We start from the raw sequence: 14,226 nt of genomic DNA, 5'->3' as shown, positions 1-14,226 counted from the left end.
ATTTGCGTGGTTGAGCCATTGGAGTGAAGCAGATACAATGGAGTTGTCAGATAAAGATTACATCAGGGGGAAATAGATATGGAAAACAACTTAAATATTTCATTAGTAGGTGTTCCACTCGATTATGGTCAAAGTCGCCGAGGCGTTGATATGGGACCTAGCGCAATTCGCTATGCAGGTGCCGTAGCTCGTTTAGAAGCAATCGGTCACCATGTGACGGACACAGGAGACGTATCTGTTCCGGCGGGAGAACGTATTGGACAAGATCGTGATGGATTGAAAAACTTGGACGAAGTTACAAATGCCTGTACAGAACTTGCAGAGCGTGTAGCTGAGTTAACGAAAACTGGACAATTCCCACTCGTTTTTGGTGGTGATCATAGTATGGCGATTGGAACTCTCGCAGGACTCTCGGAGAAGTACAATAATCTGGGAGTCATTTGGTATGATGCACACGCGGATATCAATACAGAAAAAACTTCCCCTTCAGGAAACATCCACGGGATGCCGCTCGCGGTCAGTCTTGGGATGGGCCACGAACGTCTTGTGAATATCTATAAAGACGGTCAGAAAATTAAGCCTGAAAACGTTGTGATTATTGGTGCGCGTTCTGTCGATCCTGGCGAACGCGAAGTCATCAAGAACTTAGGAATCAAAGTATTCTCTATGCATGAAATTGATCGCGATGGGATGACAGCTGTCATGAACCAGGCTATCGAGTACTTAACAGCTAAAAATATAGATGGTCTTCATCTTTCATTGGATTTAGATGGGTTAGATCCTCTATATACACCAGGTGTAGGGACTCCGGTTCCAGGTGGCATCAGTTACCGTGAAAGTCATTTGGCGATGGAAATGTTACAGGACTCAGGCTTGCTCACTTCTGCTGAGTTTGTAGAAGTGAATCCTATCTTAGACGACAAAAATGCAACAGCAGACGTCGCAGTCGGTTTGATCGGTTCATTGTTCGGCGAAAAACTTCTATAATTTCATACGTATTCACAAAAAAAGAGTCGTGCAGTCAAATGCATGGCTCTTTTTTTGGAAAAATTCTAGAAATTGAAGATATATTTTATAAAATTTGGTAAAATGAAATTAAAATTAATGAAACCTGTAGACCCCTTCATCCGTATAGAAGGGACAGCCGCAGCAGAAGCGGAGGATGAGAGTCTTTGGATGAATTGATCAATAAACACATAAACAAGGTGTTGAAAGGAAATCAGAGCGCTTATGAAGAAATCGTTCTGTTATTTCAGCACCGCTTATATCATGTCTGTTATAGGATGCTTAACAGTCGAGAAGAAGCACAGGATATTGCACAGGAAGCTTTTTTGAGAGCGTATTCGAATTTGCATACGTTTGATCAGAAACGGAAATTTTCAACGTGGATATTTAGAATTGCGACCAATCTGTGTATCGATAGAATTCGGAAAAAGAAACCGGATTACTCACTCGATGCACAAGTTCCGGGTACAGAAGGGCTTGATATGTACTCGCAAATTGCAGCAGCTGAAGATCTCCCTGAAGAAGTAGTTGAACGTATGGAGACGCAAGAACGCGTTCAATACGAAATCGGTCGTTTACCTGAAAAGTATCGTTCGGTTATCACCCTTAGGTATATGGAAGAACTTCCATTACAAGAGATTGCAGACATTTTAGAACTTCCTCTTGGCACTGTGAAAACACGAGTACATCGAGGACGGGATGCATTACGAAAACAGATAGGTACAATGTAGGAGGGGTAAGGATGACTAACTGTCCGGAAGAAGTTGTCCACTATATGCACGAATACCTGGATGGTGACAGTACTTCGGAACAAGAACAGGTATTGATGGAGCATCTCAAAACGTGCAATGAATGCCAAGAATTATTTAATGAGTTAACAGAGGCTGTGGCACTACTAGAATTAGCAACGCCGATTCAAGCGCCTATTGGATTTACAGAGGGTGTAATGGACCGACTGCCACAAGATGTCAAACAAAAAAAGAAGACGGGTGTGAACCGTTGGTTGCATAAACACCCTGTATTATTTGCTGCATCCCTGTTTCTTATATTGATGAGCGCAGCACTCTTCTCTAGTTATAATACAAATGATCAGTTTTCAGTCACTACGCAACCTAACCTTGTCATTGAAGGGGATACTGTCGTTGTGCCGGTAGGTGAAGTGGTAAAAGGAGACCTTGTCGTAAAAAATGGGGACTTGCGTATCGAAGGACAGGTGGATGGAAATGTAACCGTCATAAGAGGGGAGAAGTACATGGCCTCCACAGCTGTAGTTACAGGTAATATAGAGGAAATCGACGAATTATTCGATTGGCTATGGTACAAAATGAAAACAGCATTCCAGGGTCTGACCCCAGACAAATCCGAAAATCAGGATTCTGAATAAGCGACGGGTACATACACCGTTCGCTTATTCGGTCATCCTGGGAACTTGAATAGAGTCGTTTCCGTCTAAGTACAGCATGATGTGAACGCGTTATGCTATACTAAAATCAGTGAAAAATTGTCTACAAAGGTAGGGGAAGCGCATGCCTGATTGGGGAATGATTACAAATATGAATGCTATTGAAGTCCTGAAAGCCATTTTGGATGTGCTTCTTGTTTGGTTTGTTGTGTATAAACTCATCACAATTATCAAAGGCACAAAAGCGGTCCAATTATTAAAAGGTATTTTTGTAATTCTAATTGTCAGGATTTTGACGGATCTGCTAGGACTCAATACGTTGAAATGGATGGTTGAACAAGTTCTGACATTCGGTTTCTTAGCGGTTATCATTATCTTCCAACCGGAGTTACGCCGTGCACTTGAACAGCTCGGTCGAGGCCGTTTGTTTGCCCGCACACAAATGCAGGAAGAAGAAGAACGCGATCGTCTAATCACTGCATTTACAAAGTCCGTTAGCTATATGGCAAAACGACGGATCGGAGCGCTCATTACAGTAGAGAAAGAAACTGGACTCAGCGAATATATTGAGACAGGCATCGGCATGAATTCTGATATTTCATCTGAATTGCTCATTAATATATTCATTCCGAATACACCGTTGCATGATGGAGCCGTTATTATTCAAAAAAATAAAATTGCGGCAGCGGCTTGTTATTTACCGCTATCGGAAAGTCCATTCATCTCTAAAGAGTTGGGAACACGCCACCGGGCCGCCCTAGGTATAAGTGAGGTAACAGATGCATTCACAATTATCGTATCTGAAGAAACAGGTGCAGTTAGTGTAACAAGTGATGGAGATATTAATCGCAATGTTACAATGGAAGAATTCGAAAAAATTGTCCGTCTCGCGTGGTTCGGAGATATGACAGCAGCTAGCGCTGTGAACTCCATTTGGAAATGGGGGAAGCGGAAAAATGGATAAGTTTATGGATAGTCCTTGGTTTCTTCGATTGACAGCACTTGCACTCGCACTATTTCTTTTTTTCTCAGTGCGTGCAGACCAAGACAAATCGTCTCTTGCAAATATAGGGGATTCGATGGACAGCATTCGTGATGTGCCTGTGGAAGTTTATTATGACAATGAAAACCTCGTTGTGACAGGGGTTCCTGAAACCGTCAACATGACCATCAAAGGACCGGCAAATTTAGTGCAAACAACTAAATTGTTGAAAGACTTCGTTCTAAAAGTAGACCTGCGGAGTATGCCAATGGGTAGCCATACGGTTCAAATCCAGCATGAGAACATTTCCGATAAAATTGATGTTAAATTAGACCCTGCAACAATTGAAGTGAACATTGAAGAGAAAATCACACAGTCGTTCAGAGTCGATCCGGAAATGAATGATAAGTTGTTGGCAGAAGATTATGAGTTAGTGAAAATGGAAGTTGACCCATCTACAATTGAAGTCACAGGCGCTAAAAGTATTGTTGATGCAATTAGCTTTGTAAAAGTTTCTGTTTCAGGTGAAAATGGAATTAACAAATCCTTCGAACAAAAAGGTAGGGTTCGAGTACTTGATAGTGACTTAAATAAATTGAATGTTTCCATCGAACCGGAAGAAGTTACTGTGAAAGTCGATGTAGAAGCGTATCATAAAGACGTACCTATTGTTGTAAAACAAAAAGGGACACCTAAAGAGGGTGTAACTATTAACTCCATAACAGCTGACGAACGAACAACGACACTCTATGGTCCGCGAAAATTAGTAGATACGATTGAGCAGGTTACTGTTGACGTGGATGTCAGTGACCTATCAGGAAATGGCAAACAATCAGTAGAATTAAATAAGCCTAAAGGTATTGCCAAAATGTCCTTGGACAAAGTGAATGTAACTATAGATGTCCAAGTGTCTCCTGAAGCGCAAGATCAGAATGCGGACGAGGACCAACCTGATGACGAGGCATCTCTACCCTCCAGTGATGGTTCAACAAACTCGGATGTAGCAACGGAAGAAACACCAGCAGGCGAGCCAAATACTACAACAAGCAGTAAAAAGACTCGTATGTTTTCTGGAATAGAAATTGGTTTGCGAGGTTTAGATAAGAGTTTTACAGGGGAAATATTGAGGCCGTCTGATGAAAAGGCGGCTGTCACCGTTACAGGTGAAGAAAAAGTAATTGACGCTTTAACAGAATCTGACGTTTCAATTTACGCAGATGCAAGTAATGTGAATCATATAGGTGAACAAGTGTTGCCAATAGTTGTGCAAGTACCTCCAGGAGTTCAGTATGAAGTTAACTTTAAAGATATTTCAATATTGGTTGAACAAGCGTAATTAGGATAGCAGAATGGATAGGATCGAAAGGGAGAATGAAAATGACTAAGTATTTCGGTACGGATGGTGTAAGAGGCGTTGCTAATACAGAATTGACTCCAGAATTGGCATTTAAGCTAGGACGTTTTGGCGGTCATGTCCTCACGCAACATTCCACGGAAGTAGCACGTGTTCTCGTTGGAAAAGACACTCGAATTTCAGGTCAAATGCTAGAAAGTGCTTTAATTGCAGGGCTCTTATCTACTGGTGTAGAAGTCATGACGCTTGGTGTTATTAGTACACCAGGAGTTGCATATTTGACGAGAGCAATGAATGCTCAAGCGGGAGTTATGATTTCAGCTTCACATAACCCAGTCGAAGATAATGGCATTAAATTCTTTGGAGCAGACGGCTTTAAGTTGTCGGACGATCTTGAATCTGAAATTGAACAGCTGCTGAATGCTGAAACAGATACGTTACCGCGGCCTACAGGCGGGGATGTTGGAACCATCACTGAGTACTTCGAAGGCTGTCAAAAATACAATCAATATGTGAAACAAACAATAGATGGTGATTTTGAAGGCATGCATGTTGTTCTCGATTGCGCACACGGTGCTACTTCTACAATTGCGACACACGTGTTTGCAGATCTTGAAGCGGATTTAACAACGATGGGTGCGTCTCCTAACGGATTAAATATTAATGATGGCGTGGGTTCGACACATCCAGAAGAGCTTGCAAAACTGGTTCTTGAGAAAAATGCCCAAATCGGACTTGCATTCGATGGTGATGGAGACCGCCTGATTGCTGTAGATGAAACAGGTGCTATCGTGGATGGAGACCAAATCATGTACGTTATCGGTAACTACCTTCACTCTAAAGGGGCATTGAATTCCGATACGATCGTTTCAACCGTTATGAGTAATCTTGGATTCTATAAGGCTTTAGAGGAACAAGGAATTCAAAGCGCTCAGACTGCAGTTGGTGACCGCTACGTGGTAGAAGAAATGCGACGAGGTAATTACAATTTGGGTGGCGAACAATCAGGCCACATTGTATTGTTAGACTACAACACTACAGGAGACGGTCTGATTACTGGACTTCAGCTTGTGAATATTATGAAGCGTACGGGCAAGAAGCTCTCAGAGTTAACGAGTGGTATGTCTATTTATCCTCAGAAGCTAGTGAATATCCGTGTGACGGATAAACATGCAGTAACAGATAACGCAAAAGTCGCTGCTATCATTACGGAAGTGGAAAGGGAGATGGCTGGAGAAGGCCGTGTTCTCGTACGTCCTTCTGGAACAGAGCCGTTGGTACGTGTGATGGTCGAGGCACCTACAACGGAAGCGTGTGAAAGCTATAGTGCCCGGATTGTGACTGTAGTCACGAAAGAAATGGGATTAGAGTAAATCGTCTTTATGAAGAACTGAAGTTCCCGTATTAAAAAGGGCTTCAGTTCTTTTTTACAAGTTAGTGTTATGAAAGAATTGCGTGACAACAACAGACAGAAGGTATTTGGGAATGAGGAGGTGCGTGGGTGGACTACGATAAGTATCGAAAACTACTCGTTGATAAGATTGAGTCTTCTTTTGCGCAATGGGATACGAAGAAATTCGTGAATGAGTCTGAACTTTATGCGTTTCTTCATACATTGAAAGGAACTGCAGGGACGATTGGTTTAAACGATTTAGCGGAGTTTTGTACTGCGCATTTAGAAATATTATCACCGGACGATGAATCTGGTATCCCAGTGTCCTCGTTGAAGAATTTTAAGAAAAATATCCGATTATTAATAGACGGTAACAAGAAGAAAAGCAGAGAAATTATGGTGCCAGAAGTATACGCCAATCACTTTGACCAAGAGACATTCATCTTAATCATTGACGATGATTTGGAATTTGTCTCGTTCGTCAAGGAACTTCTCGAGCATCTAGGTGCTCAAGTGCTTGTAGCGATGAATGGGACACGTGGTATTCAACTGTTCTACGATATGCAACCTAATATGGTGATGATCGATTTGCACCTTCCTGACATGACAGGACTAGAAGTATTCGAGAAGATTTGTGACACGGTAGCAAGCCGCCAAGTGGTTTCTATATTAATGAGCAGTGATAATTCTAATGAAGCAGTTAGCCGAGCCTATCAAGCAGGTTTAATGGACTTCATCAAAAAACCATTGGAGTTGGAATTATTTTTACCGTATTTGTTCAACAGAGATAAGTTGCGTAAAGGAATTAGTCAATCCATTACAACGGATGGGTTAACGGGTGTAGGAAATCGTAAGCGTTTAGACGAAATACTGAAGTATAGTGAACGTTTAAACCAACGTTCAGGTGCTCCGTTTTCAGTCATCATGATGGACTTGGATCATTTTAAAAACGTTAATGATACATATGGACATCAAACTGGAGACGAAGTTTTGATAGCGTTCAGTAAGATTGCCTTGGCGGAAAAGCGGGAGACCGACTATATTTTCAGGTACGGAGGAGAAGAATTTGTATTGCTTCTGACAGGGGACCAGGAAGAAGCGAACGTATTCGTAGAACGACTACGAGAGACCTTCAATCAGTTAGTTTTTGAAGACGGGGATCGTTCGTTCTCTGTTACATTTTCAGCCGGAATCACGCAATATGAAGGAGAACTAAGCAAGCTGCTGTTAGAGGCAGACCAAGCACTTTATCAGGCAAAACGGACAGGACGTAACCGAAATGTATTGTTCGATAAAGATCTTGTACAAGTGAAACGGAAACTTCAAGTCATCATCGTAGACGATGACCTTCTTATCCGTAAGATGTTGGAAGAAGAACTCACTGGATGGAACTTACCAGACATTGAGTTATCCGTAAAGTTGTTTGAAGATGGTGTTTCGTTTTTAGCAGCAGATTGGTATGATCCCGATACGCACTTCATCATTCTTCTCGACGGAATAATGCCAGTTATGGATGGGTTGGAAGTGTTGGAACGCTTAAAACGTAGAACGGATGCAAATAATATCTTGGTTTCAATGATGACTGCACGGACGAGTGAAGAGGACATTAAATCTGCACTCTGGCTCGGAGCAGATGACTATCTGATGAAACCGTTCCAAAAGAATGAAATCCTATCCAGGATTCAGAACTTAGCATCGCGTTTGTTCTAAACAAATTGACCTGATCGGGAGGAACGCTTATGGAAGAAAGTAAAAAGATATTGGTGATCGACGATGAAGAAATCTTACGTATGCTGATCGCTGATACACTTTCTTTTGAAGGATATACTGTAGAAGAAGCACAAGATGGTCAAGAAGGATTCGATAAGGCAGCAACAGGTCAATATGACGTCATTCTGTTAGATTATATGATGCCTAAATTGACAGGACCTGAAGTGTTAGAACGCTTGCAACCCCTCGCTCTTGGAATTCCTATTATCATGCTCACTGCAAAAGCGCAACAGTCGGATAGGGATTTAGCTGCACATTTTGGAGCGGACTATTTCATGCCAAAACCATTTAGTCCTTCGGAGCTTGTTGCGCTCGTTAAACAAGTGCTAGAAGGGACCGTAAGCTTATAAAAAAACGCTAACTCCTGAATTGGAAGTTAGCGTTTTTTGCGTTTTCAAATATTCATCTTGTATTTGTTGCGTAAATAGATTGCAGATCCATTTAGAAGAAATAAGCTTATCAATAACACGATACTTGCAGCTGCAGCTAGATGAGCATATTCAGAAACGAGTGCCGCATCCAATGTCCAATAATAGATTTGCATAGGCAACACGGTGAAACGATCTAAAATCCCTCCTGGAAATGGAATGAGCAATGCAGGAATACCAAGAACAACGAGTGGGGCGGTTTCTCCTATGGCCCGGGAAAGAGCTAATATAGCCCCTGTCAGGATTGCAGGTAGGGCAACAGGTAAAATAACCGATTGAATGGTCTGCCACTTCGAAGCACCGAGTGCGTACGATGCATCTCCGAGCTGACTGGGCACTGAACGTAGAGCCTCTTGAGCTGCGACAATGACAATAGGGAGAATGAGTAGGGATAAGGTAAGGCCACCAGCGAGAACTACTCCACCAAGTTCAAACGCCCGTACAAAAACTGTCAATCCGAGAATCCCGTAGACGATGGATGGAACACCAGCTAGATTTCCAATATTGGTCTGGATGAACGTTTTCAGCTTCCCACTTCTTGAATAGAGCTCCAAGTAGATGGCGGATCCAATCCCGATGATCATGGTTACAGGAACGACCACTAGGAGGAGCCAGAAGGTCCCGAGAATGGCTCCCATAATTCCAGCGCGTTCAGGAAGAGTTGAAAACCGCCCTGTCAGGAAGTCTAGCGACAAAAAACTTGCGCCTTCAGAAGTAATCCTGACCAACAGGACCCCCATGATGAAGATGCCAAACAGAGCGGCCGCTGCAAAAATCCATTTCGCTGAGCGATCAGCCAGAAGGCGGAAGCGGATACGGGATGGACTTGAAGTACGTTGTCCGGTATGTAACAAGTTAGTACACCTCCCTGAACTTTCGTGAGATTTTACCGGCGATTACATTCATCGTTAATGTGATGACGAAGAGTGTCATGGCGACTGCATACAGACTATAGTAGACGGTTGAGCCGGCAGCGGCATCCCCGCTTGTCACTTCAACGATGTATGCAGTCATCGTCTGCATGGATTCTGTAATATTGAATGAGAAGTTTTTAGAGCTACCACTCGCAATCGCAACAATCATCGTTTCTCCAAGGGCGCGTGAGACACCGAGAACGAATGATGCAATAATACCGGAAAGGGCGGCGGGAACGACCACTTTCAGTGCAGTCTCTAGTTTAGTAGCACCAAGCGCTGCAGATCCCTCACGCATTGCTTCAGGAACGGATTGCATAGCGTCTTCAGAAAGAGAAGCGATCATTGGAATGATCATGATCCCCATTACAAGACCAGGACTTAAAATATTGGTCGCTTCCAAACTAGGAATCCATTGTCGCAGTAGCGGCGTTATAAACGTGAAAGCAAAGAACCCGTAGACAATGGTCGGAACACCTGCCAACAATTCAAGAGCTGGTTTCAGGATGCTACGAACACGTCGTGAAGCATATTCGCTTAAAAAGATCGCTGCCATGATCCCGATTGGTCCAGCAACCAATAGAGCAATGCCGGAGGAAACGAGTGTCCCCATCACAAGTGGTAAGATACCAAATTCAGGTGTTTGGCTCAGTGGTTTCAGAACAGTACCTGTGAAAAAGTCCAGTAGAGGTACCGTCTTAAAGAACTCAACTGTTTCTGTCATTAGAATTATGAGTATTCCTACAGTTGTTAAAACCGAAAGAAATGCTAGTAGAAATAGAAAACGAGGAATCCAGGATTCCACAGATTTTCTGAGTGTCTTCTGATTCTGGTTGCTACGGATGAGATTACGAACTTCACGACTCGAGTTGACTTCTGATTCAGGTGCCATCAATCACGTCCTCCTTTGGTCCAAGCGTAGCGAGTATCACTCGTTACTGAGTGTGTTCAGATAGTCTAAGTTCTCTTTGCTTTCAGCTTCAGGAATCGGAGCAAATCCAGTCTCGCCTGCAACCTTATTGGCTTCTTCCAATACATATTTAGCATAATCGAGTACTTGTGGCTTTTCTTTTGCATGGCCGACATTTAAATACGTAAACACGGGACGTGTAAATTGTGCGTAATCGCCATCTTCTGCGATTGTTTCAAGAGACGGTTCAACCGGGCCAGCACCGAAGTCAACAGGAACTGCCTGCAATTTCTCCTGGTTACCTGCATAATAGCCAAATCCGAAAAATGCGATTCCATTTTTGTCTTCAGAAACAAGTGATACAAGTGTTGAGTAGTCTTGTTGCAAGTTTACCGATTCTTTCAAGTCTTGTTCTTCCAATACTTTTTCATAGAAGAATTCATAAGTGCCGTGGTTCTCGTTTGGTCCCATGGCTTTAATCTCATCATCCGGCCATGAAGGATCCAAATCTGACCATTTTGTTACATGTCCATCAGCTGTGAAAATCTGAATTAGTTGTTCAGGAGTCAACTGATCGACCCAATCATTCTCTTTGTTCACAACGAATGTAAGCCCGTCGAGCGCTAGCTTAAGTTCTTTCACGTCAATGCCGGCTTCTTTAGCAGCTTGTGTTTCTTCATCTTTTATTTGACGGGATGCATCATTGAAATCTGTTCCGTCTTTAACTAGGAACTTTTTGAAACCGGCACTTGTACCAGCACGGCTTACTTCTACAGAAACGCCTTCTTGTTCTTCCAACATGTAGTTTTCAGCAAGTTTTGCCATGAGAGGGTAGACGGTGCCAGATCCATCGACCAGAACACTACCTTCGAGTGCTTTCGATTCATTGGCAGAAGCTGTACCGCTTTCTTCTTTGTTTTGACTACACGCGGTTAGTGCGAGTGCTGCGGCTCCGATTAGGACGGTTTTACGAATCATTTTAATCAATGAATGTTCTCCCCTTTGTGTACGTTTTGAAAGAATGTACTTTCAACCTTTAGTATAGGGAGTGATTGTAAAGGAAGTATGGGAGAACTGTAAAGGCTATGTAAAGATGCGTTAGGATTCTTTTACAAACAAAAAGCTACTAGAAACAGCAACTGATACAGGCTGTTTCTAGTAGCTTTCTCTTACTCGTTTGATGGATATAAGATACGCCCATCCTCGACTTTCAACGTATTCGCAACGGTTTCGGAGAGCGTACGAAGTGGATAAGGTTTTGTCATGTAATGACTGATTCCGAATTTTCGCGTCAGCTCTTCCTCACGTTCAAGTGCTGAAGAAATAATGATTGGGATGTTTCGTGTCTCTGCATCGTCTTTCAACATACGGATCAAATCCCAACCTGTCAGCTCCTCTTGCAACATTAAATCGATAACCATGCAATCTGGTTGGTATTCTTTAGCGTAGGTGAAAGAGCTAGCTACGTCTTTAAAATGAACGACTTCGTATTCATGTGCTTTCAATTCTTCCTCTAACAATAGAGCGATGCTTGAATCATCTTCTACAACTACGATTGCAGGCAAACCGGATCGTTCAGGCAATTTCGTCTGAGATGGTTTTAATGGAATCGTAAAGCTTACAGCAGTGCCGACGTTTTCCTCAGACTCCACAACAATTTCCCCGTCATGTTTTTCGATAATCTTGCGGCAAATCGCAAGACCCAGTCCAGTTCCACCGATTTTACGTCGATACGAATTATCGAATCGATAGAACTTTTCAAACATATGTTTCAAATCAAACGCTGGAATTCCGATGCCTTGGTCTTTTATCGTAACTCTTAAATTAGTGCCTTGTGTAACAAGTTTAACCAACACATCACCACCATCAGGAGAGAATTTAATAGCATTGCTCAGGAGGTTCGTAAACACTTGGATCAAACGATCTGAATCTGCCATGCAAATTGTCTGTTTCGTTTCGGGCAGCAACTTAATCGAATGGTTACCCTGTACAGGGAAGTTCCGTATCGTTTGTTCTGCAATTTCTGTAATGTCCACTTCTTGCATAGTGTATTCCTGATTGCCTGATTCCATCCTTTGAACATCCAAAAAGTCATTGATGAGTGAAGTCAGACGTTTGGCTTCCTTATAGATAGCGTCAAGGTAACGTGCCCGTCTCGTGCTATCCATCTCTTTGCCAATCAGGAGTTCCGTGAATCCTAGAATGCTAGACAATGGTGTCCGTAATTCATGACTCACAGTAGAGACGAGTTCGGTTTTCATCTTATCGATTTCAAATTCCCGTGTGATATCCCTATGCACAAATAGCGTACCAATTCGTTGTCCTTCATAGTGTACAGGAGATCCGTAGAGAGAAATCACTTTACCTTTAGGACCTGAAATGGAATAAACAGTCTCCGCAAGTTCATCCGTTTCATCCGACAGAGCCTCATTTACAAAGTGCAGTAAAGTATCGGGGTCAGAGGTTAGGTTTGCCAAGCGACTTGCCCAATTCTTGTTGGAAAGTGTGTCATTGGATTGGCTGATTAACTCTGACAACGCATAGTTTACTTGCATAGGAAGACCATCGTTCGATATGAAATGTATGCCTTCTTCCAAGTTGTCTAAAATCGTTTGGTTCAACTGTCTTTCTTTGCTGATCAATTGATGTTGGTCAATCCGGTCAATCGCAAATGAAACACGATTGGCCAGACTAAACAAATCGGACTGATCTTCTACCGTGAATTCATGCGATGAACGACTGAGAACAAATAATGCTTTGAACGTGTGGTCTACCACATGGGGGGCTGCGTAAAAGTCATAGGAAATGGAACCATCTTCACCAACTCGTTCTAGCTGAAAATAAGGTTCTTTCTTTAAACGTTCAAGTGCTAGTTGCGCTAACTCTGTAGGATAGTTCTCAAATGCTTCTTCCGTAAATCCTTGTAGCACATGCACGTCGTTCGTTGGCATATAGATGACGCCCTGATCGATTAAGAACATCGTATCTAAGTAATTGAGTGTGGAGGTAGCAATTCCTTTTGCATCGTCTGAGAAGGATAGTTGATGACTTAATCCGTTATAGCGTTCCAATCGGATTTTTGAATAACGGGCTTCTGAAAGAGCATCTTCAAGTTTTCTCTGTTGGATGAACATTTCGTCCTGTTGAAATAGTAATTCGTCTTGCTGAGACATCAGTTCCTCATTTTGTGCAAGTAATTCCTGTTCTTTAACTTGAATGGTTCCCATCATCCCAGCAAACGATCGAGATAGGGAGCCGAGTTCATCTTGCCGAACTTCAGGTTCATAATTAACGTCTTCGTCGGATAGATATCGCTCAGTTGCAATTGTCATTTCTTCAATCGGTGTTATGAAGTTACTCAAAACACGCCAATTAAAGTAAATGAGAAATAGAAGAGCTGCAATCCCGACGAACAAAATGCCAAGATAGAGTTGATTTAACTGTTTTTCAGATTGCTGGTAAAACTCATCTCGAGCGTTTTGAGCCTGGATTTCGTATTGTCCGGCATACTTGATGAACTGATTGACGGACAAATTTGTTCCACTATTGGATAGTTCACGTAAGCTCTTGTAGTCGTCGTTGTCAACGAATGAAATCGCTTTAGGGAGAATGACTTGTTCGAAATTAGAGATGAAACCTTTAATTTCGGTAGTGAATTGCTTTTCTTGTTTCGTTAACTCTATCGTGTTCAATTTATCATTTAATTCATCAATATGACGAAGTTCGGCATGAGCTAATTTTAGTTCGTGCTCTAATTTAAATGCGTAAAATCCACGACTACGAAAAAAGAGATTCGAAATGCTATCGGATAGTTCACCGATCACTTGTGCCTTTTCCGTTTGGGCAACGAGCTTTTCGCTTCGGTGTTCAAACAAGGAGGTGCTATAAAAATAAGCACCCGCTAATAATAGAAGCAATCCGATCGAGAGCACTGCTATGATTCTCATGTAATAGGTACGAATGCTCTTTTTACGCACAGTACACCTCATTATCTTTTGATTTGATACTCCTATTCTATCATGCTAGTCCGTTTTACGTAGGAGTTTTTTCTGAATAAAAAAAACCATC

Annotated in this window: 12 protein-coding genes; 8 read left to right on the top strand and 4 right to left on the bottom strand. The window is 42.3% G+C overall.

The window, feature by feature from the left end; genetic code table 11:
• Window positions 1-78: 78 nt before the first annotated feature.
• From rocF to ACRPI0_RS14035, 8 genes are all read left to right on the top strand, one after another.
• Window positions 79-987, top strand: coding sequence for an arginase (gene rocF / locus ACRPI0_RS14070; RefSeq protein ID WP_432353370.1), 909 nt, complete (start codon window positions 79-81; stop codon window positions 985-987).
• Window positions 988-1,172: 185 nt separating this feature from the next.
• On the top strand, window positions 1,173-1,736 hold the full coding sequence (sigW, locus tag ACRPI0_RS14065) for an RNA polymerase sigma factor SigW (protein WP_432353369.1): 564 nt from the start codon (window positions 1,173-1,175) through the stop codon (window positions 1,734-1,736).
• 11 nt (window positions 1,737-1,747) lie between these two features.
• Window positions 1,748-2,389 carry a zf-HC2 domain-containing protein gene (locus ACRPI0_RS14060; protein ID WP_432353367.1) on the top strand — a complete coding sequence of 214 codons (642 nt, stop codon included), beginning with the start codon at window positions 1,748-1,750 and terminating at the stop codon, window positions 2,387-2,389.
• A 142-nt stretch (window positions 2,390-2,531) separates the two neighbouring features.
• Complete coding sequence (cdaA, locus tag ACRPI0_RS14055) at window positions 2,532-3,371, top strand: diadenylate cyclase CdaA (RefSeq protein WP_432353366.1); 840 nt, start codon at window positions 2,532-2,534, stop codon at window positions 3,369-3,371.
• A complete protein-coding gene (locus ACRPI0_RS14050) occupies window positions 3,364-4,725 on the top strand; it encodes a CdaR family protein (RefSeq protein ID WP_432353365.1) in 1,362 nt (453 codons plus the stop codon). The genes cdaA and ACRPI0_RS14050 overlap by 8 nt, the downstream gene beginning before the upstream one ends.
• Window positions 4,726-4,766: 41 nt before the next feature.
• Entirely contained in the window at window positions 4,767-6,116 is a 1,350-nt protein-coding gene (gene glmM, locus ACRPI0_RS14045; RefSeq protein WP_432355973.1) for a phosphoglucosamine mutase, read from the top strand.
• 128 nt (window positions 6,117-6,244) lie between these two features.
• Entirely contained in the window at window positions 6,245-7,846 is a 1,602-nt protein-coding gene (locus ACRPI0_RS14040) for a diguanylate cyclase (RefSeq protein WP_432353364.1), read from the top strand.
• Window positions 7,847-7,875: 29 nt separating this feature from the next.
• A complete protein-coding gene (locus tag ACRPI0_RS14035; protein WP_432353363.1) occupies window positions 7,876-8,256 on the top strand; it encodes a response regulator transcription factor in 381 nt (126 codons plus the stop codon).
• A 44-nt stretch (window positions 8,257-8,300) separates the two neighbouring features.
• Here the strand turns inward: ACRPI0_RS14035 and pstA are convergent, their stop codons facing one another.
• The 4 genes from pstA to ACRPI0_RS14015 form a co-directional block, all read right to left on the bottom strand.
• Window positions 8,301-9,188, bottom strand: a complete 888-nt coding sequence (pstA, locus tag ACRPI0_RS14030; protein WP_432353362.1) for a phosphate ABC transporter permease PstA — start codon at window positions 9,186-9,188, stop codon at window positions 8,301-8,303.
• A 1-nt stretch (window position 9,189) separates the two neighbouring features.
• Window positions 9,190-10,140: a phosphate ABC transporter permease subunit PstC gene (gene pstC / locus ACRPI0_RS14025; protein ID WP_432353360.1), complete on the bottom strand. Its 951-nt coding sequence runs from the start codon at window positions 10,138-10,140 to the stop codon at window positions 9,190-9,192.
• A gap of 36 nt (window positions 10,141-10,176) precedes the next feature.
• Entirely contained in the window at window positions 10,177-11,136 is a 960-nt protein-coding gene (locus ACRPI0_RS14020) for a PstS family phosphate ABC transporter substrate-binding protein (protein ID WP_432355972.1), read from the bottom strand.
• Window positions 11,137-11,327: 191 nt separating this feature from the next.
• Window positions 11,328-14,105, bottom strand: coding sequence for an ATP-binding protein (locus tag ACRPI0_RS14015; protein WP_432353359.1), 2,778 nt, complete (start codon window positions 14,103-14,105; stop codon window positions 11,328-11,330).
• Between the last annotated feature and the right edge of the window lie 121 nt (window positions 14,106-14,226).

Origin of the sequence: Sporosarcina sp. A2 (assembly GCF_050858885.1) — a bacterium.
In the GTDB taxonomy this organism is placed as follows: Bacteria; Bacillota; Bacilli; order Bacillales_A; family Planococcaceae; genus Sporosarcina.
The sequence above is the reverse complement of the archived record's forward strand: the minus strand, read 5'-3'. Positions and strand labels throughout refer to the sequence as shown.

Coding starts and splice junctions, on each gene's coding strand:
- rocF (WP_432353370.1), top strand. CDS start 79: ATGGAAAACAACTTAAATATTTCATTAGTAGGTGTTCCACTCGATTAT.
- ACRPI0_RS14060 (WP_432353367.1), top strand. CDS start 1,748: ATGACTAACTGTCCGGAAGAAGTTGTCCACTATATGCACGAATACCTG.
- cdaA (WP_432353366.1), top strand. CDS start 2,532: ATGCCTGATTGGGGAATGATTACAAATATGAATGCTATTGAAGTCCTG.
- ACRPI0_RS14050 (WP_432353365.1), top strand. CDS start 3,364: ATGGATAAGTTTATGGATAGTCCTTGGTTTCTTCGATTGACAGCACTT.
- glmM (WP_432355973.1), top strand. CDS start 4,767: ATGACTAAGTATTTCGGTACGGATGGTGTAAGAGGCGTTGCTAATACA.
- ACRPI0_RS14035 (WP_432353363.1), top strand. CDS start 7,876: ATGGAAGAAAGTAAAAAGATATTGGTGATCGACGATGAAGAAATCTTA.
- pstC (WP_432353360.1), bottom strand. CDS start 10,140: ATGGCACCTGAATCAGAAGTCAACTCGAGTCGTGAAGTTCGTAATCTC.
- ACRPI0_RS14020 (WP_432355972.1), bottom strand. CDS start 11,136: ATGATTCGTAAAACCGTCCTAATCGGAGCCGCAGCACTCGCACTAACC.
- ACRPI0_RS14015 (WP_432353359.1), bottom strand. CDS start 14,105: ATGAGAATCATAGCAGTGCTCTCGATCGGATTGCTTCTATTATTAGCG.